Genomic DNA, 22,689 nt, shown 5'->3' on the forward strand with positions numbered 1-22,689 from the left:
TTTCAGGCGCTTTGGAAACTACTGCGAGTAACGCGCGTGATTCTTCGTTATTCAGGCGCACGGTCTTTTGTCGTGCTTATACAGCCTGGTTCCAAGCGATTTGAACGGGCTTGCGGGAGTCGCGCCTGTGGCGTCGGGCCCATCATTCTGTGCCCAGAAGAGGTGCCATGCCAGCGGGTGCCACCGCCGTTGCAAAACTGCCCCTGCCTGGCGTTTCCCGGGCTTGCCGCGAACCGGCCTCACTTGAATTGCGCCCTTTAGCGCCGTGATGGCGGCAACGGGACGCCTATAGTCGTGAGGAGAACTCGGGAAGTCAATTAGATGTGTTACCGCATTGTTACGCTGCCAGTGTTACCGCCGTTACTGATGCGTTTCAGCGGTCAGGCCGGGCGTTCCAGGCCGACAAATGGGCAGGCAGCGAGCAGTTCGTGCAGGGTGCGGCCGTCAGCCAGTTGCAGGTCGGCAGGGGCCAGTTCCGCCAACGGGTAGAGCACGAAGGGGCGTGCCTGCATGTGGTAATGGGGGACTTTGAGGCGGGGTTCGTCGATCAGTCGATCGCCGAACAACAGGATGTCCAGATCCAGGGTACGTGGGCCCCAGCGCTCATTTCGCTCGCGGCCTTGCTGGTTTTCGATGGCCTGCAAGGCGTCCAGCAGGGCTAGCGGCGCCAGCGCGCTGTCCAGCGCTGCGACGGCGTTGGTATAGCGTGGCTGGCCTGGGAGCAATGAGTCGCTCTGGTAGAAGGCCGATACGCCGTGCAGGCGGCTTTCGGGCAACTGCGCGAGGGCCTCGGTGGCACTGCGCAGTTGTGCTTCAGGGGCTGCCAGATTGCTGCCCATGCCGATATAGATGCGTTCCATCTATTACTCGCCCGATGCGCCGCTGCTGCGCTTGCGCTTGGCACCGCTGCTGCGCCGGCGCTTGCGTGGCGCGCCACTGGCGTCTTCCTTGCCGCTGAGGTCGCGGATCATGTCGCGGCGTTCGGCGTCATTGGCGTCCTGATAGTCGGTCCACCATTCTCCCAGGCCATCGGTCTGCTCGCCGGCGCTTTCGCGCAGCAGCAGGAAGTCGTAGCCGGCACGGAAGCGCGGATTGTCCAGCAACTGGTCGGCGCGCTTGCCGCTGCGCCGTGGCAGGCGTTCCTGCATATCCCAGATTTCGCGGATCGGCATGGTGAAGCGCTTGGGAATAGCGATGCGCTGGCACTGTTCGGCGATCAGCTCGTGGGCGGCTTCCTGCATGGCCGGAATCGGCGGCATGCCACGCTCCTGCAGGCGCAGCACCCGGGCCGGCAGGGCTGGCCAGAGCAGGGCGGCGAACAGGAAGGCTGGGGTCACCGGCTTGTTCTGCTTGATCCGCAGGTCGGTGTTGACCAAGGCTTCGCTGATCAGCGTATGGGTGTAGGTCGGGTTGTACTCCAGGGCTTCGGCGCTGGCCGGGAACAACGGGTCGAACAGTTGCAGGTCCACCAGCATTTCGAAGGTGTCCGCCGCGTAGCCGGAGAGGAACAGCTTGAGCACTTCTTCGAACAGGCGCGCCGAGGGGATTTCCCGCAGCATCGGTGCCAGTTCGCGAATGGGCGCGGCGGTGTGTTTCTCGATGCCGAAGTTCAGTTTTGCTGCAAAGCGTACTGCTCGAAGCATACGTACCGGGTCTTCCTGATAACGCTGGCGAGGATCGCCGATCAGGCGGATCAGGTTGTTGCGAATGTCGTGTACGCCATTGGCGTAATCGAGAATGCGCTCGCTGACCGGATCGTAGTACAGGGCATTGATGGTGAAGTCGCGACGTTGCGCGTCCTCTTCCAGGGTGCCATAGACGTTGTCCCGCAGGATCCGCCCGCTTTCGTTGCGCGATGACTGGTTACTGTCCTCGTCGTCTTCGTTTTGCGGGTGATTGGCGCGGAAAGTCGCAACTTCGATGATTTCGCGACCGAAGTGGATGTGCACCAGCTTGAAACGCCGGCCAATGATGCGCGCGTTACGGAACTCGGCCTTGACCTGTTCCGGCGTGGCGCTGGTGGCGACGTCGAAGTCCTTGGGGGTGATATTGAGCAGCATGTCGCGCACGCAGCCACCCACCAGGTAGGCCTGGTAGCCGGCGTTCTGCAGGCGTTCGACGATATTCACCGCATACCGGCTGAACTGGGCACGTTGCAGCGAATGCTGGCTGCTATTGAGCACTTCAGGCGTGCTGCGTTTATGTTGCGTACGACGCAAGGGAGAACGGAATGACTGGAACAGCTTCTTCAGCATGGGATGCACTGTTTGAAGGAATATTCGGCCAAAACGAAGAGTGGCCGCATGATGGGCGGGGATTCTAGCATTTAGTCGAAGGATGGTGTAGGAAGCTGCCGCGACTTGTACAGGCTGGCGCTGAGCTGCGGTTTGGCGAGGTTGGATGGGGGCGGGGGAGTAAAAACACGAATTCCGGAAACCACAAGGGGAGCCGAAGCTCCCCCAGAATAGTTGCGTGCTCTATTTTTATTATTGGTTTCGGGCTTCTTGTTTTTGTTAAACGCCCTTGTCATCTGGTTTACCCAGGATGACCCTCCCAATCGGGAGCCAAGAGCAAACGGATTGCTTTGATCGCTGAGTTGCAATGACCTTTCGATCCAACCAGTTCAGGCTCTGCCTTAGGGCAGTTTTTGTTGTTCTCGGCCTGGTTGTGGGGCAAGCCCCAAATACAACGCCTCTCCAAAAGAATCAGTTAGCTGCGCCTCCGCCGTGTTGTTTTTATTATGCGTGAGTCGATTCGTCTTATTTTTATTGTCTTGTGCATTGCTTGTTATTGTTCTTGTACCAAACATATAGCAGGTGCCGTGCCAACTTTTGCGATCCCCAGTAAAACAAGGGGTTAGGCGTGCCGTTGGGTGTTTTTCAGGGCAAAAAAAACCGGGGCTTCGTTACCTTTAGCCCCGGTTCCTGTTACGTGCGATGGAGCAGGTAACAGTTTTTTTCACAAAAGCGAGTGTTACCCGCGTTTTCGTCAGCCGTGGTTCAGCTTTCGCTGGCGACCCCACTCTTGCGTCGTGGGATGCCCAGGCGCTGACGACGTTCCCACAGGCATTTGCGGCTGACGCCCAGTTTGCGTGCCAGCTCGGTCTCGGTCATGTGGTCCTGGTGTTCGAGGACGAAGTGCTGGAAGTAGTCCTCCAGGGACAGGTCTTCGGTCGGTTCGTGGCTGGTGTTACCCGCTTGTGGGGGCAGGCCGACGAAGTCGTCGTCTTCCAGGTCGCTCAGTTCGATGTCGATGCCCAGCAGGTCGGCCGAGATTTCCGGGCTTTCGCACAGAATGACCGCACGCTCGACAGCGTTCTCCAGTTCGCGCACGTTCCCCGGCCAGGAGTAATGGCGGATGGCCTGTTCTGCATCGGCGGCGAACTTAAGGTCCGTGCGGCCGACGCGCGCGCTCTGGCGGGCCAGAAAGGCATTGGCAATTTCATTGACGTCTGCACCGCGCTCACGCAGGGCCGGCAGTTTCAGGGCAATCACGTGGAGGCGGTAGTACAGGTCTTCACGGAACTGGCCTATTTTCGACAGGCTTTTCAGGTCGCGGTGAGTGGCTGCAATCAGGCGCACATCGACTTTCTGTGACTGTACCGAGCCGACACGGCGGATTTCGCCTTCCTGCAGTACTCGCAGCAATCGCGCCTGCGCCTCCAGCGGTAGCTCGCCAATCTCGTCGAGGAACAGGGTGCCGCCGTCCGCAGCTTCTACCAGGCCGGCACGGCCGGCGCTGGCACCGGTGAACGCGCCTTTCTCGTGGCCGAACAGTTCGGACTCGATCAGGGTTTCCGGAATGGCTGCGCAGTTCACCGAAATCATCGGTGCCTTGGCACGCTTGGACAGGTTGTGCAGGGCCCGGGCTACCAGTTCCTTGCCGGTACCGGATTCACCCTGAATCAGTACATTGGAGTCAGTGGGCGCCACTTTGCGGATCTTGCTGTACAGATCCTGCATGGGAGCGCAGGAACCGATGATGCCGATTTCGCCATTGTTGTTGCCCGCACCGGCCCGCTCCGCAGTGGCGCCAGCCTTGGCGGCCGGACGGTCTGGCGGGGAATTTTCGGCGCTTTGCCGATCCCGCAGGATCCGCGCCACGGCCTGGAGCATTTCATCGTGATCGAACGGCTTGGCGATGTAGTCCACCGCACCCATTTTCATCGAGTCCACGGCTGAGCGCAGGCTGGCGTAGCTGGTCATGATCAGCACCGGAGTGCCCTGGCCGAGCTTGATCAATTCGGTGCCCGGGGCGCCTGGCAGGCGCAAGTCACTGACGATCAGATCGAAAGTGGGAATGCTGAAGCGTTCCTGTGCCTCCTGCACTGAGCCGGCTTCGCTGACCTGGTACTGGTTGCGTTCCAGCAGGCGGCGCAGGGCGGAGCGGATAATGGTTTCGTCTTCGACGATCAGAATATGCGGCATTGATTCAATTCTCTCGACGGTCTCAGTTCACAGCGGACGTCGCTTCGACATGACGCGGTAAAGTCACCCGGATACGGGTGCCGCGTTGGCTTTGAGGATCGGCCGGGCTGTCGATGGTGATTTGTCCATAATGCTCTTCAACGATGGAATAGACCAGTGCAAGGCCCAGACCGGTGCCTTCCCCAGGGTCCTTGGTGGTGAAAAACGGTTCGAACAATCGGTCCATGATGTTCTTCGGAATGCCGCTGCCTTCGTCCTCCACGATCAGGTCGACCGTGTGCTCGAAAGCCTCGCTCTTGACGCGTACCGCGCTGCCAGGAGGGGAGGCGTCGCGGGCGTTGGAAAGGAGGTTGATCAGTACCTGGGCAAGGCGCTGGGGATCACCGTCGACCCAGTGGTCGGGATCGCACAGGTTGAAGAACTGCACCTCGAAATTGCGCCGGTTCAACGCCAGCAGGCCAATGGCGTCCTGGGCCACTTCGGCCAGGCACACCGCCTCGTCGTTGTGCTGATGGCTGCCGGCGTGGGCGAAGCTCATCAGTGACTGGACGATGCGCGAGATGCGTTTGGTCTGTTCGAGGATCTGCTCGCTGATTTCCGTCAGTTCGCCGTCCTCTTCCCGTTCTTCGCGCAGGTTCTGCGCCAGGCAGGCGATGCCGGTAATCGGGTTGCCGATCTCATGGGCCACCCCGGCCGCCAGGCGCCCGATGCTGGCCAGGCGTTCGGAGTGCACCAGCTTGTCTTCCAGGGTCTGGGTTTCGGTCAGGTCTTCCACCAGCAGTACCAGGCCGCTGTTGCCCGGGGCCAGAGGCTCATCGATGGCGGCCTTGTGCAGGTTCAGCCAGCGGGTCTGGCCATCGAGGGCCAGGTGCTGTTTGTGCAAGTGTTCGTCCGGCAGGTTGATAAAGCCCTGCAGCAGGTCCTTCCACGGGTTGGTAATGGTGCTCAGGCGCGAGCCCACCACGTGCTGGGCTGGTATGCCTGTGAGCTCCTCCATGGCCTTGTTCCACATGAGGATCTCCTGGTCCTTGGCCAGGGAGCAGACCCCCATCGGCAGCTCTTGCAGGGTTTGCCGGTGATAGCGGCGCAGGGCATCGAGCTCGGCGGCCAGGCCGGTGAGGCGTGAGTGGTAGTCCTCCAGCCGGCTTTCGATGAAGTGGATGTCCTCGGTGACGTAGTTTTCTCCACCGGCCTTGTAGGGCAGGAAGGTTTCCACCATGTCCTGGGCGACGCTGGGGCCCATCAATCCGGACAGGTTGGCTTCGATGCGGTCGCGCAGGCGCCGCAGGGCGTAAGGTCGGCGTTCGTCAAAGGGCAGATACAGATCACGCAGGGCCTGCTCCACTTCCTTCTGGGCTGCCTTGGCCCCCAGCGGCTTGGCCAGTTGGGTGGCGAACTCCTGGGGCGAGGCGGCGTGCAGTTCCCGGCGCTGCGGACGGCGCACGTTGTCCACGGCACAGGCTTCGGCGGCGCTGGCCTCCTCGGTGCTGGCATTGGTGAACAGCGAGATCAGGGTGAACATCAGGACGTTGGCCGCCAGCGAGGCGATGGCCGCCATATGCCAACTGGTGTCGTCCAGGACGTAGATCATGTTCAGCAGCGGGATGTAGAAACCCTGCAGGTTGCCGATCAACGGCAGCAGCATGGTCACCAGCCACACCAGGATCCCCGCCAGCAGGCCGGCGATGAAGCCCCGGCGGTTGGCGGTCGGCCAGTACAGTACCGACAGCACGCCCGGAAGAAATTGCAGGGTGGCGACAAAGGCCACGATCCCCAGGTTGGCCAGGTCCTGCTCGGCGCCCAGCAGCAGGTAGAAGGCGTAGCCGGCCATGATAATGGCGACGATCAGGGCGCGGCGGGTCCACTTCAGCCAGCGGTAGATGTTGCCCTCCGCCGGCGGCTGGTAGAGCGGCAGCACCAGGTGGTTCAGGGCCATCCCCGAGAGCGCCAGGGTGGTGACGATGATCAGGCCGCTGGCGGCCGACAGCCCGCCGACATAGGCCAGCAGAGCCAGGGCCGGGCTGTTGGCGGCGATGCCGATGCCCAGGGTGAAGTATTCCGGGTTGGTGGTAGCGCCGAGCTTGAGGCCGGCCCAGAGAATCAGCGGCACTGCCAGGCTCATCAGCAGCAGGAACAGCGGCAGCCCCCAACTGGCGCTGACCAGGGCGCGAGGGTTGAGGTTCTCGGTAAAGGTCATGTGGTACATGTGCGGCATGACGATCGCCGAGGCGAAGAACACCAGTAGCAGGGTGCGCCACGGGCCTTCCTGAAGGGGTGTATGCAGTGCGGCAAGGGCAGTCTGGTTCTGCAGCAGCCAGAGTTCCAGTTGTTGCGGGCCGTCGAATACCCCGTACAGCGCGTACAGGCCGACACCGCCAATGGCGATCAGCTTGATCACCGATTCGAAGGCAATGGCGAACACCAGGCCTTCATGTTTTTCTCGGGTGGCGATATGCCGCGAGCCGAAGAAGATCGTGAACAAGGTGATCAGCGCGCAAAAGCTCAGCGCCACCCGATGCTGCACTGGCTCGTGGGTGAGAATGCCAATGGAGTCGGCCACGGCCTGGATCTGCAGCGCCAGTAATGGCAGCACGCCGATCAGCATGAAGATCGTGGTCAGCGCACCGGCCCAGGTACTGCGAAAACGGAAGGCGAAAAGGTCGGCCAGGGATGACAGCTGGTAGGTGCGGGTGATTTTCAGGATCGGGTAGAGCAGTACCGGTGCCAGCAGGAAGGCCCCGGAAACCCCCAGGTAGCTGGACAGGAAGCCATAGCCGTACTGGTAGGCCAGGCCGACCGTGCCGTAGAACGCCCAGGCACTGGCATAGACCCCGAGTGACAGGGTGTAGGTCAGCGGGTGGCGAATGATCGAGCGGGGGATCATCCCGCGCTCACTGATCCAGGCAACGCCGAACAGCACCGCCAGGTAGGCGGCGCTGATCAGGATCATCTGGGTCAGGCTAAAGCTCATCGGCATCTTTTTGGCTCTGCAGGATGAAGGTCACGACGATCAGAATCAGCCAGAGCAGATACGGGCGATACCAGGCGCCAGTAGCATCGATCCACCAATCCATGATGGCGGGGGAGAACAGATAGATCCCCACTACCAGGAGCAGGACCAAGCGATAGATGTACATCTCGGCCTCTCTTTATTGTGTGCGTGCCCGAAAACGTGCGGCGATGGTAACGGATGGGCGCCAAGCTGCAAGTGGCGTCAGCTTAATTGCGCTTCCGGCACGCTCAGTGTGCGTGGAATCAGGGCGGCATCCCAGTGGGCCATGCCCCAGGCCATTATCTGCGCGACGCTGGCGCCATCGAGGTCGGCCGGTGGCTTCTGGCCCAGTGCCCGCAGGGCGCGCAGCAGCAGGGGCGGGGCCTGATCCTCGGTCAGCGGGGGCGAGCGGTAGGACTTGCCCAGTTTGTGCCCGTCCGGCTGGGTGATCAGCGGTACATGCAAGTAGCGGGGCTGGGAAAGGCCCAGCAGTTCCTGCAGGTACAGCTGGCGCGGTGTGGAATCCAGCAGGTCGGCGCCGCGCACGATATCAGTGATGCCTTGCCAGGCATCGTCGAGCACCACGGCCAGTTGGTAAGCGTAGAGACCGTCGCGGCGGCGGATCACGAAGTCCCCCACTTCCCGACCCAGGTGCTGGCGGTATTCGCCCTGGACCCGGTCGACGAAGCGATACTCCAGTTCGGGTACCCGCAGGCGGATCGCGGCGTCGTCCTGGGCGTGGCCGAGGTTGCGGCACAGTCCCGGGTAAATGCCATGGTAGGGCTCCAGCTGTTTGCGCGAACAGGTGCAGGCATAGGCCAGGCCCTGCTGGAACAGGCGATTGAGGACTTCGCCATAGGCGTCGTGGCGATCGCTCTGGCGGATCATCTGCCCGTCCCATTCGAAGCCGTAGCTTTCCAGAGCCTTGAGAATGGCCGCCTGGGCACCGGGCTCTTCCCTGGGCGGGTCAAGGTCCTCCATGCGCAGCAGCCAGCGGCCGCCGACGGCGCGGGCATCAAGATAGGAGGCAAGCGCGGCAACCAGAGAGCCGAAATGCAGATAGCCGCTGGGAGTGGGGGCGAAGCGCCCGATGTACGAGGAAGAGGTGGAGGCAGTCATGGAGCGGATGTTACTTCGTCTGGCCCCGGGGTGACGATGGTGCCGGGGGATCGCTTTGGCGAGCGGGCTTGCTCTTGCAGGGAAGGTAGAAACGAAAACGGAGCGTGGGTACGCTCCGTTTCAGGTTCCAGCCGGCGATTATTTGCCGACCTGTTTTTCCTTGATTTCCGCCAGTGTCTTGCAGTCGACGCACATGTCGGCGGTTGGGCGGGCTTCCAGCCGGCGAATGCCGATCTCGACGCCGCAGGATTCGCACCAGCCGTATTCTTCGTCTTCGATCAGTTGCAGGGTCTTGTCGATCTTCTTGATCAACTTGCGCTCGCGATCGCGGGCCCGCAGTTCGAGGCTGAACTCTTCTTCCTGGCTGGCACGGTCAGCCGGGTCGGGGAAGTTGGCCGCTTCGTCTTTCATGTGATCAACAGTGCGGTCGACTTCCTGCATCAAGTCCTGTTTCCACTTGTTCAGGATCTTGGTGAAGTGCTCGCGCATGGGCTTGCCCATGTACTCTTCGCCCGCAGTTTCAACGTAAGGTTCAAAACCGCTGATCGATTGAATCTGTTGCTTTGCTTGGGTGGGCATGAATGGACCGCCTCTACTCTTGTAATCCATTGCGCAGGATTGCTCCATCTCCGACACTTGCCGGCCCTGCGGCTGCAAGCGGGCGAACTTACCAGATCAAACCAGAGCGCGCTACTCCCGGTTGTCGAGCCTATGTCCTGCTTCGTCCATGGATATGGGAAAAGCCTGACATGGCTTGCTGATCGGTTCGTTCAATCATTGATTTTAGTCAAGTCTGCGGGTTGTGTTGGCGCCAGTTGGCGCAAGCAACAGACCGCTCGGATCCGCCTGGGTTCTCCCGGGCTTGATCAGATGGGTAGAATCGGTCCTTTGCTCCCCCCTCGAATCAATGAAGGAAGGCTAATGGCTCAGCCCTACAGTGCGCGTAGTCGCGCTATCGAACCTTTCCATGTCATGGCCTTGCTGGCCCGCGCCAATGAGCTGCAAGCCGCCGGGCATGATGTGATTCACCTGGAAATCGGCGAACCGGACTTCACCACCGCCGAGCCGATCATCAAGGCCGGGCAGGCCGCGCTGAGCGCCGGCAAGACGCGCTACACCGCAGCCCGCGGAATTCCCGAGCTGCGAGGGGCGATTTCCGGCTTTTATCAGCAGCGTTACGGCCTGGACATCGATCCCGAGCGGATCATGATCACCCCCGGTGGTTCCGGTGCCTTGCTGTTGACCAGCAGCCTGTTGGTGGACCCGGGCAAGCACTGGCTGCTGGCGGACCCGGGTTATCCGTGCAACCGGCATTTTCTGCGTCTGGTGGAAGGGGCTGCGCAGTTGGTCCCGGTGGGGCCGGATGTGCGTTACCAACTGACGCCGGACCTGGTGGAGCGCTATTGGGATCAGGACAGCGTGGGCGCCCTGGTGGCCTCGCCGGCGAACCCCACCGGCACGGTCCTGAGCCGGGACGAGTTGGCGGGGTTGTCCACCGCGATTAAGGCTCGCAACGGGCATCTGGTGGTGGACGAGATCTACCATGGCCTGACCTATGGCACCGATGCCGCCAGCGTTCTGGAAGTGGATGACAGCGCTTTCGTCCTGAATAGTTTCTCCAAATATTTCGGCATGACCGGCTGGCGCCTGGGCTGGCTGGTAGCTCCGCCGGCAGCCGTGGGTGAACTGGAAAAGCTGGCACAGAACCTCTATATCAGTGCGCCGAGCATGGCCCAGTATGCTGCGCTGGCGTGCTTCGAGCCGCAGACCCTGGAGATCCTCGAGGAGCGCCGCGCCGAGTTCGGGCGCCGCCGGGATTTCCTGCTGCCAGCCTTGCGTGAGTTGGGCTTCGGCATCGCTGTGGAGCCTGAAGGGGCGTTCTACTTGTACGCGGACATCAGCGCCTTCGGCGGTGATGCCTTCGCCTTTTGCCGGCACTTCCTGGAAACCGAGCACCTGGCCTTTACCCCTGGCCTGGACTTCGGCCGGCATCAGGCTGGCCATCATGTGCGCTTTGCCTATACCCAGAGCCTGGAACGCCTGCAGGAGGCGGTTGAGCGTATCGCCCGTGGCCTGCAGAGCTGGCACGCCTGATGCGCTTCGATCCTCCCCTGGAAGAGGGGCGTCTGCTGCGTCGTTACAAGCGCTTCCTGGCAGACATCGAAACCACCACCGGCGAGCTGTTGACCATCCATTGCCCCAATACCGGCTCGATGCTCAATTGCATGGTCGAGGGCGGGCAGGTGTGGTTCAGCCGCTCCAATGACCCCAAGCGCAAGTTGCCGGGCACCTGGGAAATCAGCGAAACCCCTCAAGGCCGCCTGGCCTGCGTCAACACCGGGCGGGCCAACGGGCTGGTGGAAGAAGCCTTGCGGGCGGGGCTTATCAGCGAGTTGAACGGCTTCACCGGGCTCAAGCGCGAGGTGCCGTACGGGCAAGAGAACAGCCGTATCGATTTTCGCCTGGATTACCCGGACGGTCCGGCGTACGTCGAGGTCAAAAGCGTCACCCTGGGCTTCGATGGCACGCCGGTGGCAGCGTTTCCCGATGCCGTGACCCAGCGCGGCGCCAAGCATCTGCGGGAACTGGCGAGCCTGGCCCGGGAGGGCGTGCGGGCGGTTCAGCTGTATTGCGTCAACCTTTCGGGCATCGACGCGGTGCGGCCGGCGCAGGAGATCGATCCGGGTTACGCCGCTGCCCTGCGCGAAGCCCGCGCGGCGGGGGTTGAGGTGCTGGCCTATGGTGTGTGCCTGACGGCCGAGCAAGTGTGCATCGACCGGCGTCTTGAAGTGTTGCTCGGGGATTAGAGGTCCACCCAGATCCCCTGGCTGTCTTCATGGCAGCCGATGCTCTCCAGGAACTGGCCGGCGCAAGGTCCGGCCACGCACTCTCCGCTCTCGATCAGAAACAGGGCGCCATGGGTGGCGCACTGGATCAGGCTGGCGCTGGGGTCGAGGAACTGGTCAGTCTGCCACTCCAGCGCCACTCCCCGGTGCGGGCAGCGATTGGCATAGACATAGGCCCGCTGCTCGCGCCGCACGGCGAACAGCTTCAGCCCGGAGAGCTGGAAGCCCCGGCTGCCGGCTTCGGGCAGATCGTTGCCGGCGCAAAGAAATTTCATGGCTATCCTCTTGGTCCGAAGGCTCTGCGTCCAGGCTGTCACAGTTTCTTTCCGGCTGCAGGATGAAACATGTCGGCGCTTGACGGCTAAATGAAAACAATTATCAAATGGCCGCCCCGCCCGTTACGGGGCGCTTGTTCCTTTCGATGCCCGGCCTGTCCGGCATGTCACATGGACAGCAGCTGCGCGGGCCCCCACTTTAATGAAGGAAATGTTCTTATGCGCCTGAGTGCCTGCGCCATTGCGTTCTGTGCCGGATTGCTGGTGAGCCAGTGGGCCACCGCTGATGAGTTGCCGCAGCGTTGGGTCAGTGCCGGTGGGGCCTTGTCCGAGTGGATAACGGCTCTGGGGGCCGAGTCCAAGCTGGTGGGCGTCGATACCACCAGCCAGCACCCGGAGTCGCTCAAGGCGCTGCCGAGCATCGGCTATCAGCGTCAGTTGTCGGCCGAAGGCATTCTCAGCCTGCGGCCGCAGATTCTGGTGGGTACCGAGGAGATGGGGCCGCCGCCAGTGCTTTCGCAGATCCGCAGTGCCGGGGTCAAGGTCGAACTGTTTTCCGCCAAGGCCGACTTGCCGACCTTGCAAGCTACCCTGCAGCACCTGGGGCTATTGCTGGGCCGAGAAGAGCAGGCCGGGCAACTGTTCCAGGGCTATCAGCAACAACTTGGGCAGCAGCAGGCCTGGGTCGCCCAGGCTCAAGCGCAGCACGCGCCGCCCGGGGTGCTGTTGTTGCTCGGGCATGCCGGCGGCAAACCCCTGATCGCCGGCAAGGACACCTCCGCGAATTGGCTATTGCAACAGGCCGGTGGGCGCAACCTGGCGACTCATACCGGCTATAAGCCATTCTCGGTCGAATCCCTGGCGGGGTTGAATCCGGATGTGCTGGTGTTCTCCGATCGCAGCCTGACCGGCGATGCCGCTCGTGCCGCACTGTTCAAGGAGAACCCGGTGCTGGCATCCACACCGGCGGCCAAGGCCGGGCGGGTGGTGGAACTGGACCCGACCTTGCTGGTGGGAGGCCTGGGCCCTCGCTTGCCTGATAGCCTGAAACGCCTCTCCAGCGCCTTTTATCCCCAGGCCAAGCCGGCCCAATGAGTCGTCTGGTCAAGCCTCGAACACTGTTTATCGGGCTGGGTGTCCTGTGCCTTGTGGCGATCTGGCTGTCCCTGGCCCTGGGCCCTGTCAGCCTGCCCTTGTTTGATACCTTGCGTGCCGCCTTGCGCCTGCTTGGATTGCCGATCGACGGGCAGGGCCTGGAGCAGGCGGAACTGATCCTGGGACAGATTCGCTTGCCCCGGACTCTGCTCGGTCTTGCGGTGGGCGGAGTTCTGGCGCTGTCCGGGGTCGCCATGCAGGGGCTGTTTCGCAACCCCCTGGCAGACCCGGGGTTGGTGGGGGTTTCCAGTGGTGCAGCATTGGGTGCGGCCATCGCCATTGTTGGCGGCTCGATGTTCGGCGGCCTGCCAGAGGCTGTCGGCCCTTATTTGCTCTCCCTGTGTGCCTTCCTTGGCGGCCTGGGGGTGACGGCGCTGGTGTATCGCCTGGGGCGGCGCAACGGGCAGACCCATGTGGCAACCATGCTGCTGGCGGGGATTGCCCTGACGGCGCTGGCCAGTTCGGCGGTGGGGTTGTTCACCTATCTGGCGGACGACGCCACGTTGCGCACTCTGACTTTCTGGAACCTGGGCAGCCTGAATGGTGCCAGTTACCAGCGCTTGTGGCCCTTGCTGCTGGTGACCGCCGCGGTTGCGCTGTGGCTGCCGCGCCGGGCCAAGGCGTTGAATGCACTGCTGTTGGGCGAGTCCGAGGCCAAGCACCTTGGCATCGATGTCGAAGGTCTCAAGCGCGAGCTGGTGTTCTGCACCGCGCTGGGTGTGGGCGCTGCCGTGGCGGCGGCGGGAATGATCGGTTTTGTCGGCCTGGTGGTGCCGCATCTGGTGCGCCTGTTGTCCGGTCCGGATCACCGAACCTTGCTCCCGGCCTCGATCCTGGCCGGAGCCAGCCTGCTGCTGTTGGCTGACCTGGTGGCGCGCCTGGCGCTGGCGCCTGCCGAGTTGCCCATCGGTATCGTCACGGCCTTTATCGGTGCGCCATTCTTTCTGTACCTGTTGTTGCGAGGGCGTGCCTGATGCTGCGAGTCGAGAACCTGCATGTGCGGCGCGGCGGCAAAGACGTCCTGGCTGGCATCGACCTGCAGTTGCTGCCGGGCGAGGTGCTGGGAGTCCTCGGCCCTAATGGTGCAGGTAAAAGCAGCCTCTTGGGGGGCTTGAGTGGTGAACTGGCGGCTCATCAGGGGCAGGTGCTGCTGGATGATCAGGAACTGGCTCATTGGTCGGGCGCCGAGCGTGCGCAGCGCCTGGCAGTGCTGCCCCAGGCTTCGAGCCTGGATTTCGCCTTTCGTGTGGAGGAGGTGGTGGCGCTGGGGCGTTTGCCCCATCAGACCGGGCGCGTGCGTGACGAGGAAATCGTCAACGCTGCTTTGAATGCTGCCGATGTGGCGCACCTGTCGGGGCGCAGCTATCTCGCGCTGTCCGGCGGCGAGCGCCAGCGGGTGCATCTGGCGCGGGTCCTGGCGCAACTGTGGCCGGGCCAGCCAGGGCACAACCTGCTGCTGGATGAGCCGACTTCTGCACTCGACCCCTTGCACCAGCACGTCACCTTGCAGGCCATTCGAGCCTTCGCCGACCGCGGCGCGGCGGTGCTGGTCATCCTGCATGACCTGAATCTGGCTGCGCGTTATTGTGACCGGGTCTTGTTGCTTGAAGGCGGCCGCCCGCATTCATTGGGAACACCGACCGCGGTACTGCGGCCTGAGCCCCTGAAGGCGGTGTTCGGCCTGGAAGTTCTGGTGCAGGAGCATCCCGAACGCGGGCACCCGTTGATCATCGCCCGCTGAGGCGAAGCCCGGAGAGACCTGATGCGCGTATTGCCATTGTTGCTGGCCATGCTGCTGGCCGCCTGTCACAGCATGCCGGGGATCCTGCCGCCGCCGGTGGCTTCGGCGCCCGGCAGTATCATTGAGCTGCGCAGTGCCAAGGCGCTGACCCCTGTCGAACTGGTAGGGCGCCTGGCACGGGCCCCCCGAGTGATCATTGGCGAGCAGCATGACAATCCCGATCATCATGTCCTGCAACTCTGGCTCTTGCGCTCCATGGCCCGGGAGCGGCCACAGGGCAGTCTGTTGCTGGAAATGCTCAACCCGGATCAGCAGCCAGAAGTCGATGGGGTAAAACGCTCCATTGATGGGGGGCGGTTGCCTGATGACCTACCCGGCAGGTTGGCCTGGCAATCAGGCTGGGACTGGAGCCTCTACGGCCCGCTGGTGGGTTTTGCCCTGCGTCAGCCCTATCCCTTGCTCGCTGCCAATCTGGATCGCCAGGAGGTGCGTGCCATTTATGCACGGGCGCCCGTCCTGACCGGCACACGGAGCAACGCACCGTCGGTGATCGAGGCATTGGCCGGGCAAATCCGCGAATCGCACTGTGGCTTGCTGCCGGAGAGCCAGGTGCCGGCAATGCGGGCGGTGCAGCAGCAACGGGACCGACGCATGGCTGAACAGCTGCTGGCGGCTCCGGCTCCGGCCCTGTTGCTGGCCGGGGCGTTTCACGGTCGCAAGGATCTTGGCGTGCCTCTGCATCTTGCCGATCTGGACCGAAGCCAGGAGGTGGTGGTGTTGATTCTGGCGGAGCAGGGGCAACAGGTTGCCGCGGCATCGGCCGACTACGTCTGGTATACGCCGCCCCAGCCCGCCAAGGACTATTGCGCGCAACTGAGGCCCTGATCGGAGGGCTTTTCTGCGGGCAAAAAAAGACCCGGCAAGAGCCGGGTCAAATAACCGTGATTAGCCTGATGAGGAGATAATCTGAGAGTCCGAACCACTGGTCTTCCAGGTTATCGACTGATCTCGCGACCAGTTGTGATAATCATAACGATTCTCATTTCGAAGTCAACAAGGCTTTTCAGATTTCTGCATATTTTGCCAAACGTCCGTTTGGATCTGCCTGGAATCCGGGGTCAGTTCGAGTTGTTCAAGGTCATGAGCCGGGTCACTTCCTTGTTCAACAGGTCGATGCGGCGCGCCATACTTTCGATCAGGCTGTGGGCAATGCGCGGATTGCTCTGGGTCAGGCTGAGAAACTGGTCCTTGGGAATCAGCATGATGGTGCTGGGTTCGCTGGCGATCACGCTGGCGCTGCGTTTTTCTCCGGTGAACACTGCCATGGCGCCGAAAATCTCGTCCTTGGGGACGTCGCCGACCTTGTGCCCGTCGACGAAGGCCTGCGCATGGCCTTCGAGTATTACAAACACATGATCTGCCTCATCCCCCTGGGTAATCAGCCTTTCGCCCGCCTCCACGCGCTTGAAACCGTTGCTGCTGCGCAACTCTGGCGGCTTGAGACGAGCAATGGCATCGGACAGCAGGGCGGTCTGGCCGATCAGGTACTGTACGAGCAGTTCCGAGCGTTGTACGTCGGCCTGGATGTGCCGAAACACTTCAGTCCTCAGATAGGGAATCAGTTGCAGCGGCGTATCGCAGTGCAGTTGCCACTGCGGGAGTTCGATGCCGCGCCGCAGCCCCACCAGGTCGCCTTCATGCAGGTAGAACAGTGGCCGCTCTTCGACACTGGCCTGGATCACGCCACTTGCCAGCAGGAACAACTGGTCGCCGGGCAATACGCTGGACAGCTCAGCGATGGGGCCAAGTTCCAACGTCGGGCCGCTGGGCGCAAGCCCGTCCAGCAATTGCGGCGGAATGCTCTGCAGTCTGTTGATCAAGGCGTCGGCGTAAGCCGGCTGCTCCCCCATTAGATACATTTGGCTCTGCCAGTCAGTTTTTGTGACGAGAGGAAATGGCGTCCAGTTGCTTGTTCAACGCCTCTTTGCGTTCGGCGGGAAGGTCGTTCCAGTGCATGTCCATCAGGGCGCCCTCGATGGCATAGAGCAAGACTTTCGACGCACGAAAACCACGGGTCCGCACGGCCCGGTAGGCGTCCACCGCACCCAGGCGGCGCAAGTCGGAAGCGCTATGGATGCCCACTGCATGCAGCCATTGTGCCGATGTCTTGCCAAGGTTCTTCAGGTGTTGCAGTTCATCATTCATTAAGCCTCCTGGCGATGGCCGAATGGTGAGTGGGCAGCCTCAGAGGAGTGTAGCGCTCAGTAGAAAACGCGCTGTTCTTTGGTCGGGTTTGGCGCAAATGCTTCTAAGGGCGCAGCGGTGAAGCTCGAAGGGAGGGGGGGCAGGCCATGCGAAGGGCGGGGTGCAGGCGAGAAAGCGGACCAGGTCCGGCGCTGAACAGAACGCCGGACAAAGACGGGCGGCGGGGGTCAGCGAGTGCGGTAACGCAGGCGGGTGCCGAAATTGACCGACATGAGAATCTCGTCGGCGCTCAGTTCCACCGGAAAGTAGGCGCCGGAAATCTGTGCATGGGCGAGGCTGGCGCCTTCCATGGACGAGTTTCTCAAGTCCAGCCCCCGCAGATCCGCGGAGCGAAAGTAGGCGTCAGTGAAATCGATGCCTTGTGCGTTCAGTTCCCGCAGGTCGAGGCCGCGGAAATCCCCGCCGCGCATGTCGATGGGTTGATCTTTCGGGCGTTCGCGGTTGAAGCCGACGATGTCGTCTTTATGCAGCAGGGCGTAAAGCGGAGTGTCGAGAAGTTTCGGTTGGCTCATGGCGACGTCACCAGTGTTGGATTTATGACGCCAGTATAGTGCCACTATTTTTCAGCCGTGAAGTCTTTGCCACTTCACGGCTGAAATGACCGTTTACAGGCCAGGGAGGCGTTGGCGAATGTTGGCAACCAGGGCGTCCAGGCTGCCGCTTTCGTTGGTTTCTATGCGCTTGCTGCGCAGCAGCTCTTCGTCGGTCAGCGCTTCGCGAGTGGCTTGCTGGTTGGCAATCACTTCCAGAGTGGCGTCGGATGGATCGTTCTGATCAGCCTGGCGCTGGGCCAGCCAGCTGGCAACCACTGCCTCAGGAGCGTTGCAGTCGATGATCAGGCAGGGCGTACCAGTGGCCTCGGCCACTTTGGCCGCGGCATCGCGCTGGGCACGTTTGAGGTAGGTCGCGTCGATCACTACCGGGAAGCCGGCACGCAGGATGGTTTCGGCGATTTCATGCAGGCGCGCGTAGGTGGCGCTGCTGGCTTCGCTGCTATAGATGCCAGCGTGTGGGTCGTTGGGCACCTGTTGCTCGCCGAACAGGCGCTTGCGCTCTACGTCGGAGCGCAGGCGAACGGCGCCCAGTGCCTCTACCAGGCGCATGGCCACGCGGCTCTTGCCGACCGCCGAAATGCCTGAGGTGATGGCCAGGAAACGCGATGGAATGGTGCTGTAGCTCTCCGCCAGATTGGCGTAGTTGCGGTACTGGCGCAGGGTGGTGGCGCGCTGCACCGGCGTGGCATCGGCAGGCATGCTGAACAGACTGACCTTGGCGCGTACCAGTGCACGGTAGGCCTTGTAGAAATTGAGCAGCTCCAGGCCCTGGTAGTCGCCGGTCAGCTCCAGGTACTGGCTGATGAAGCGTCGCGCCAGGCTCTTCAGGCCGCGGTCTTCCAGGTCCATGGCAAGGAAGCCGGTATCGGCGTAGACGTCGGTGAAACGAAACGGTTCGTTGAATTCGATGCAGTCGAAAATCACCACCTTGCCGTCGATCAGGGTGGCGTTGCCCAGGTGGATATCGCCATGGCATTCACGAATGAAACCTTCGCTCTTGCGTTGGGCCAGCAGAGGCTTGAGGCGTTCGAAGCTGGTTTCGGCCCAGGCTTGCAGGGCTTCAAGTTGTTGCAGGTCGGCCTTGTCGCTGAGGAACGGGCGGATTTGCTCGAAGTTTTGACGCACCGGAGCCATCACGCTCTCCGGGGTGCCGGCTTCATGCTCAGCTGGAACCTTGGGCGCGTTGAGGTGGAAGTGGGCGATCTGCCTGGCCATCTCATCGATGTGCGCAGTGGTCAGCTCGCTGTTGGCCTGCAAGGTGCTGAGCAACTGGCTTTGCGGGAACTGACGCATTTTCAGTACGTATTCGATAGCCGGACCATCGCCGCCCAGTACCGGGGCTTCGGCGCTACCGGTGATCGGCAGGACTTCCAGGTACAGGTCCTCGGTCAGGCGCTGGTTCAGGCGCAACTCTTCGCCGCAGAAGTGCTCGCGGGCGTCCAGGCTGGTGAAGTCGAGGAAGCCGAAATTGACCGGCTTCTTCACTTTATAGGCAAAGGGGCCGGTGAGCAGAACCCAGGAGATGTGGGTTTCGATGACCTGAAACCCTTCTACGGGATGAGGAAACAAGGCGGGGTTTTGCAGGGCAGCGATCAGTGACTGGCTCACAGGCGATCCTTCAGAGTCGGGAAAATCGAGGGCGTCATTATGGCCGCTGAGCGCACTAAGGCAAACCTCGGGTGGCGCATGTTGACGATGAATAAAGTGCGTATAATCCGCCGCCATGACTCGTACCCGATCCCCTCGTTCTGCTAAAAAAACGCCGTCTGGTGGCCTGCGCCCCTGGCTGGGCTGGGCCCTCAAGCTTAGTCTGGTCGGTTTGGTGGTGCTCGCCGGCTTTGCGGTTTACCTCGATGCCGTGGTCCAGGAAAAATTCTCCGGCAAGCGCTGGACCATTCCGGCCAAGGTCTACGCCCGCCCGCTTGAGCTGTTCGTCGGACAAAAGCTCAGCAAGGACGATTTCCTTACGGAACTCGACGCTCTGGGCTATCGCCGTGAAAGTGTCGCCAACGGCCCGGGCGCAGCCTCGGTCAATGGCAATACCGTGGACCTGAACACCCGCGGCTTCCAGTTCTATGAAGGGCTGGAGCAGGCTCAGCCGGTGCGCGTGCGCTTCTCCGGCGATTACGTGGCGGAACTGTCCGGCAGCAAGGGGGCCAAGCTCGCGGTGGTGCGCCTGGAGCCATTGCTGATCGGCGGCCTGTACCCGAAGAACCTCGAAGACCGGATCCTGATCAAGATCGATCAGGTTCCGCCGTATCTGCTGGAAACTCTGGTGGCGGTGGAAGACCGCGACTTCTATTCACACCACGGGGTGTCGCCCAAGTCGATTGCCCGTGCGATCTGGGTCAACACTTCGTCCGGCCAGATGCGCCAGGGCGGTAGTACCCTGACCCAGCAGTTGGTGAAAAACTTCTTCCTGACCAACGAGCGCAGCCTGTCGCGCAAGCTCAATGAAGCGATGATGGCGTTGTTGCTGGAGCTGCATTACGACAAGCGCGAGATTCTCGAGGCCTACCTCAACGAGGTCTTCGTTGGCCAGGACGGTCAGCGTGCGGTGCACGGTTTCGGTCTGGCCAGCCAGTTCTTCTTCAGCCAGCCTCTGTCCGAACTCAAGTTGCACCAGGTGGCGCTGTTGGTCGGGATGGTCAAAGGGCCTTCCTATTACAACCCGCGGCGCTACCCGGAACGTGCCCTGGAGCGGCGTAACCTGGTGCTCGATCTGCTGGCACAGCAGGGCGTGGCTACCCCGGAACAGGTGGAGGCGGCGAAGAAGATGCCGCTGGGCGTAACCAAGCGCGGCAGCCTGGCGGACAGTTCCTTCCCCGGTTTCCTCGACCTGGTCAAGCGTCAGTTGCGCGAAGACTACCGTGATGAAGACTTGACTGAAGAAGGCCTGCGGATCTTCACCAGTTTCGATCCGATCCTGCAGATGAAAGCTGAAGCCTCGGTCAACGACACCTTCAAGCGCCTGGCCGGGCGCAAGGGCTCGGAAGACGTCGAGGCGGCAATGGTGGTGACCAACCCGGAAACGGGCGAGGTCCAGGCCATGATCGGCAGTCGTCAAGCCAGCTTTGCCGGTTTCAACCGGGCCTTGGATGCGGTGCGCCCGGTGGGCTCGTTGATCAAGCCGGCGGTCTACCTGACCGCCCTGGAAAAGCCCAGCCAGTACACCCTGACCAGTTGGCTGTCGGATGAGGCGTTCTCGGTAAAAGGCGCAGACGGCCAGGTGTGGAAGCCGCAGAACTATGACCGGCGCTCCCACGGTACGGTGTTCCTGTACCAGGGCCTGGCTCACTCCTACAACTTGTCTACCGCACGGCTCGGCCTGGAAGTGGGTGTGCCCAATGTCCTGAAGACCCTTGGGCGCCTGGGGGTGACCCGCGAGTTCCCGGCCTTCCCATCGATGCTGCTGGGGGCAGGGGGCATGAGCCCGATGGAAGTGGCGACCATGTACCAGACGCTGGCCAATGGCGGCTTCAATACGCCGATGCGCGGGATTCGCAGCGTGTTGACAGCGGAAGGCGAGCCGCTCAAGCGCTATCCCTTCCAGATTCAGCAGCGTTTTGATGCCGGCTCGATCTATCTGATTCAAAGCGCAATGCAGCGGGTGATGCGCGAAGGCACCGGCAGCTCGGTGTACAACGTGTTGCCCAAGACTCTAGCGTTGGCGGGCAAGACCGGTACCAGTAACGATTCCCGTGACAGCTGGTTCGCCGGTTTCAGCCAGGACCTGCTAGCCGTGGTCTGGCTGGGTCGCGACGATAACGGCAAGACGCCGTTTACCGGTGCTACCGGCGCCTTGCAGGTGTGGACCAGTTTCATGCGCAAGGCCGACCCGCTGCCGCTGGATATGCCGCAGCCGGACAACGTGGTTCAGGCCTGGGTCGATTCGCGTACCGGGCAGGGCTCCGATGCCAACTGTCCGGGGGCTGTGCAGATGCCGTATATTCGCGGCAGCGAACCGCCTCCCGGTGCTTCCTGTGGGGGAGAAAACCCGGCAGGCGGCGATTCGGTGATGGATTGGGTCAAGGGCTGGATGAACTAAGCGATGAGGGTTTGACGTGAACAAGTGGTGGATTCCAGCTATTACAGCTCTGGCGTTGCTCAACGGTTGCGCCAGTGTGCAGCGCGGCTCTATTCCCGTCGTGGATTCCGGCACTGCCGTGTCCAACAGCGAGCGGATTTCCGCCTCCGGAGGCTTTCGCCAGACGACCATCAAGCGCCCGGCGCAGGCTCAGGCACAGGCGATTCCGGAAGATTCCGGCGTAGTGGTAATGGTTCCGGGCGGCGGCGCTACGGCCTCGGCGCCGATCAGCAGTTCGCCCATTACTCCGGGGCCGGTCACTTCAGGGCCTATTACCCCGGGGCCGGTGGACGGCTCCGGTTATCAGTCGGCACCGATCAGTCAGGGCACTTACAACATGCCCTCTACGCCCAGTGGCATCCCTTCGGCCCGGGCCGGTGGTCTGTCGGCCGATGAGCAACTGGATGGCCCGGTGCTGGCGTTGCTGACCACTGCGCAACAGCAGCAGTCCAGTGGTGACTTGAACGGTGCTTCCTCCAGCCTCGAGCGAGCGCAGCGTGTTGCGCCACGCGAGCCGCAGGTGCTGTATCGCCTGGCTCAGGTACGCATGGCCCAGGGGGATGCGCCCCAGGCCGAGCAGTTCGCTCGCCGTGGCCTGAGCTTTGCCAACGGCCGCCCTGATCTCCAGGCAAGCCTGTGGGAGCTGATTGCCCAGGCGCGTGAGAAACAGGGTGATGCCGCAGGTGCAGCGCAGGCGCGCCAGAAAGCTCGGGTTTCGCTGTGATGGATGGGCGCTTTCCCAGGATCGCCGAACAGTTGCTGCTGATCGAGCGTGAGTTGCGTGTGCAGGGCCTGTGGGACGACGTTGTGCCCAGTGCCGAGGCACTGGCCAGCACTCAGCCCTTTGCCGTGGATACTCTGGAGTTCGAGCAATGGCTGCAGTGGATCTTTCTGCCCCGCATGAAGATGATTCTGGAGCAGGATTTGCCGCTGCCCAATGCGTCAGGTATTCAGGAAATGGCCGAGATGGTGTTCTCCACTCGCCCGATGCAGGGGCGCGACCAGCAGTTGCGAGTTCTGCTCAAAGAGTTTGATCAGCTCATCGTTGCTACTCGCTGAAACACGACTGCCAGGCATGCCTGGCAGTCGCCTCCCTCCATGCTGCCCACTTCAGTCTCGTTCTCTCGAGGTGACAACTTCGGAGGGTGCATGTCTGTCCGTGCATTGCTGTTGTTGCAGTGCATGACGTTCCTCTCGGCTCTCTGGCAATGGGGTTTCGCCCAAAGTC

General features: G+C 62.0%; 21 protein-coding genes. 9 read left to right on the top strand and 12 right to left on the bottom strand.

Annotated features, from left to right (window positions below; all coding sequences use genetic code 11):
• Window positions 1-380 precede the first annotated feature (380 nt).
• From folK to dksA, 7 genes are all read right to left on the bottom strand, one after another.
• Window positions 381-860, bottom strand: a complete 480-nt coding sequence (gene folK / locus AC07R1_RS28475) for a 2-amino-4-hydroxy-6-hydroxymethyldihydropteridine diphosphokinase (protein ID WP_495111169.1) — start codon at window positions 858-860, stop codon at window positions 381-383.
• Window positions 861-863: 3 nt separating this feature from the next.
• Window positions 864-2,255 carry a polynucleotide adenylyltransferase PcnB gene (locus AC07R1_RS28480; RefSeq protein ID WP_011063509.1) on the bottom strand — a complete coding sequence of 464 codons (1,392 nt, stop codon included), beginning with the start codon at window positions 2,253-2,255 and terminating at the stop codon, window positions 864-866.
• 744 nt (window positions 2,256-2,999) lie between these two features.
• On the bottom strand, window positions 3,000-4,427 hold the full coding sequence (locus tag AC07R1_RS28485) for a sigma-54-dependent transcriptional regulator (protein ID WP_041119922.1): 1,428 nt from the start codon (window positions 4,425-4,427) through the stop codon (window positions 3,000-3,002).
• A 22-nt stretch (window positions 4,428-4,449) separates the two neighbouring features.
• Entirely contained in the window at window positions 4,450-7,404 is a 2,955-nt protein-coding gene (locus AC07R1_RS28490; protein WP_011063507.1) for a sensor histidine kinase, read from the bottom strand.
• Window positions 7,388-7,564 carry a hypothetical protein gene (locus tag AC07R1_RS28495; protein WP_003176118.1) on the bottom strand — a complete coding sequence of 59 codons (177 nt, stop codon included), beginning with the start codon at window positions 7,562-7,564 and terminating at the stop codon, window positions 7,388-7,390. The genes AC07R1_RS28490 and AC07R1_RS28495 overlap by 17 nt, the downstream gene beginning before the upstream one ends.
• A 77-nt stretch (window positions 7,565-7,641) precedes the next feature.
• Window positions 7,642-8,538 (bottom strand): tRNA glutamyl-Q(34) synthetase GluQRS, encoded by an 897-nt coding sequence (gluQRS, locus tag AC07R1_RS28500; protein ID WP_011063505.1) that lies wholly within the window; start codon window positions 8,536-8,538, stop codon window positions 7,642-7,644.
• Window positions 8,539-8,676: 138 nt separating this feature from the next.
• A complete protein-coding gene (dksA, locus tag AC07R1_RS28505; RefSeq protein ID WP_011063504.1) occupies window positions 8,677-9,117 on the bottom strand; it encodes an RNA polymerase-binding protein DksA in 441 nt (146 codons plus the stop codon).
• A 342-nt stretch (window positions 9,118-9,459) separates the two neighbouring features.
• Here dksA and AC07R1_RS28510 point away from each other — a divergent pair, with 342 nt between their 5' ends.
• Window positions 9,460-10,632, top strand: coding sequence for a pyridoxal phosphate-dependent aminotransferase (locus AC07R1_RS28510; protein WP_011063503.1), 1,173 nt, complete (start codon window positions 9,460-9,462; stop codon window positions 10,630-10,632).
• Window positions 10,632-11,345, top strand: coding sequence for a DNA/RNA nuclease SfsA (gene sfsA / locus AC07R1_RS28515; protein WP_015637057.1), 714 nt, complete (start codon window positions 10,632-10,634; stop codon window positions 11,343-11,345). The genes AC07R1_RS28510 and sfsA overlap by 1 nt, the downstream gene beginning before the upstream one ends.
• Here sfsA and AC07R1_RS28520 read toward each other — a convergent pair.
• Window positions 11,342-11,659 carry a Rieske (2Fe-2S) protein gene (locus AC07R1_RS28520; RefSeq protein WP_495111170.1) on the bottom strand — a complete coding sequence of 106 codons (318 nt, stop codon included), beginning with the start codon at window positions 11,657-11,659 and terminating at the stop codon, window positions 11,342-11,344. The genes sfsA and AC07R1_RS28520 overlap by 4 nt on opposite strands.
• 219 nt (window positions 11,660-11,878) lie before the next feature.
• Here AC07R1_RS28520 and AC07R1_RS28525 point away from each other — a divergent pair, with 219 nt between their 5' ends.
• The 4 genes from AC07R1_RS28525 to AC07R1_RS28540 are packed head-to-tail and all read left to right on the top strand — an operon-like array spanning window position 11,879 to window position 15,440.
• Window positions 11,879-12,754 carry a heme/hemin ABC transporter substrate-binding protein gene (locus AC07R1_RS28525; protein WP_495111171.1) on the top strand — a complete coding sequence of 292 codons (876 nt, stop codon included), beginning with the start codon at window positions 11,879-11,881 and terminating at the stop codon, window positions 12,752-12,754.
• Window positions 12,751-13,788 (top strand): FecCD family ABC transporter permease, encoded by a 1,038-nt coding sequence (locus AC07R1_RS28530; RefSeq protein WP_011063499.1) that lies wholly within the window; start codon window positions 12,751-12,753, stop codon window positions 13,786-13,788. Before AC07R1_RS28525 ends, AC07R1_RS28530 begins: the two co-directional genes overlap by 4 nt.
• Window positions 13,788-14,555: a heme ABC transporter ATP-binding protein gene (locus AC07R1_RS28535; protein WP_011063498.1), complete on the top strand. Its 768-nt coding sequence runs from the start codon at window positions 13,788-13,790 to the stop codon at window positions 14,553-14,555. The genes AC07R1_RS28530 and AC07R1_RS28535 overlap by 1 nt, the downstream gene beginning before the upstream one ends.
• 21 nt (window positions 14,556-14,576) lie before the next feature.
• Window positions 14,577-15,440 carry a ChaN family lipoprotein gene (locus AC07R1_RS28540; RefSeq protein ID WP_019092859.1) on the top strand — a complete coding sequence of 288 codons (864 nt, stop codon included), beginning with the start codon at window positions 14,577-14,579 and terminating at the stop codon, window positions 15,438-15,440.
• A 233-nt stretch (window positions 15,441-15,673) separates the two neighbouring features.
• On the opposite strand, the gene AC07R1_RS28545 is transcribed toward AC07R1_RS28540, so the two are convergent.
• The 4 genes from AC07R1_RS28545 to AC07R1_RS28560 form a co-directional block, all read right to left on the bottom strand.
• Complete coding sequence (locus AC07R1_RS28545) at window positions 15,674-16,474, bottom strand: Crp/Fnr family transcriptional regulator (protein ID WP_019092858.1); 801 nt, start codon at window positions 16,472-16,474, stop codon at window positions 15,674-15,676.
• 13 nt (window positions 16,475-16,487) lie between these two features.
• Entirely contained in the window at window positions 16,488-16,760 is a 273-nt protein-coding gene (locus AC07R1_RS28550; protein ID WP_011063495.1) for a TfoX/Sxy family protein, read from the bottom strand.
• A gap of 227 nt (window positions 16,761-16,987) precedes the next feature.
• The gene (locus tag AC07R1_RS28555) at window positions 16,988-17,332 is read right to left on the bottom strand and encodes a pentapeptide repeat-containing protein (protein ID WP_011063494.1); all 345 of its coding nucleotides are present in this window, start codon (window positions 17,330-17,332) and stop codon (window positions 16,988-16,990) included.
• Between the two features lie 93 nt (window positions 17,333-17,425).
• Window positions 17,426-18,982 (bottom strand): bifunctional aminoglycoside phosphotransferase/ATP-binding protein, encoded by a 1,557-nt coding sequence (locus tag AC07R1_RS28560; protein ID WP_019092857.1) that lies wholly within the window; start codon window positions 18,980-18,982, stop codon window positions 17,426-17,428.
• A gap of 115 nt (window positions 18,983-19,097) precedes the next feature.
• Here AC07R1_RS28560 and mrcB point away from each other — a divergent pair, with 115 nt between their 5' ends.
• Genes mrcB through AC07R1_RS28575 form a run of 3 tightly spaced genes read left to right on the top strand, consistent with a single transcriptional unit; the run spans window position 19,098 to window position 22,520 of the window.
• Window positions 19,098-21,422 (top strand): penicillin-binding protein 1B, encoded by a 2,325-nt coding sequence (mrcB, locus tag AC07R1_RS28565; protein WP_072445080.1) that lies wholly within the window; start codon window positions 19,098-19,100, stop codon window positions 21,420-21,422.
• 16 nt (window positions 21,423-21,438) lie between these two features.
• Window positions 21,439-22,185: a tetratricopeptide repeat protein gene (locus AC07R1_RS28570; protein ID WP_011063491.1), complete on the top strand. Its 747-nt coding sequence runs from the start codon at window positions 21,439-21,441 to the stop codon at window positions 22,183-22,185.
• Window positions 22,185-22,520, top strand: coding sequence for a YqcC family protein (locus AC07R1_RS28575; protein ID WP_342404081.1), 336 nt, complete (start codon window positions 22,185-22,187; stop codon window positions 22,518-22,520). Before AC07R1_RS28570 ends, AC07R1_RS28575 begins: the two co-directional genes overlap by 1 nt.
• Window positions 22,521-22,689 lie beyond the last annotated feature (169 nt).

Source organism: Pseudomonas sp. GW821-FHT07F01, from assembly GCF_059418825.1.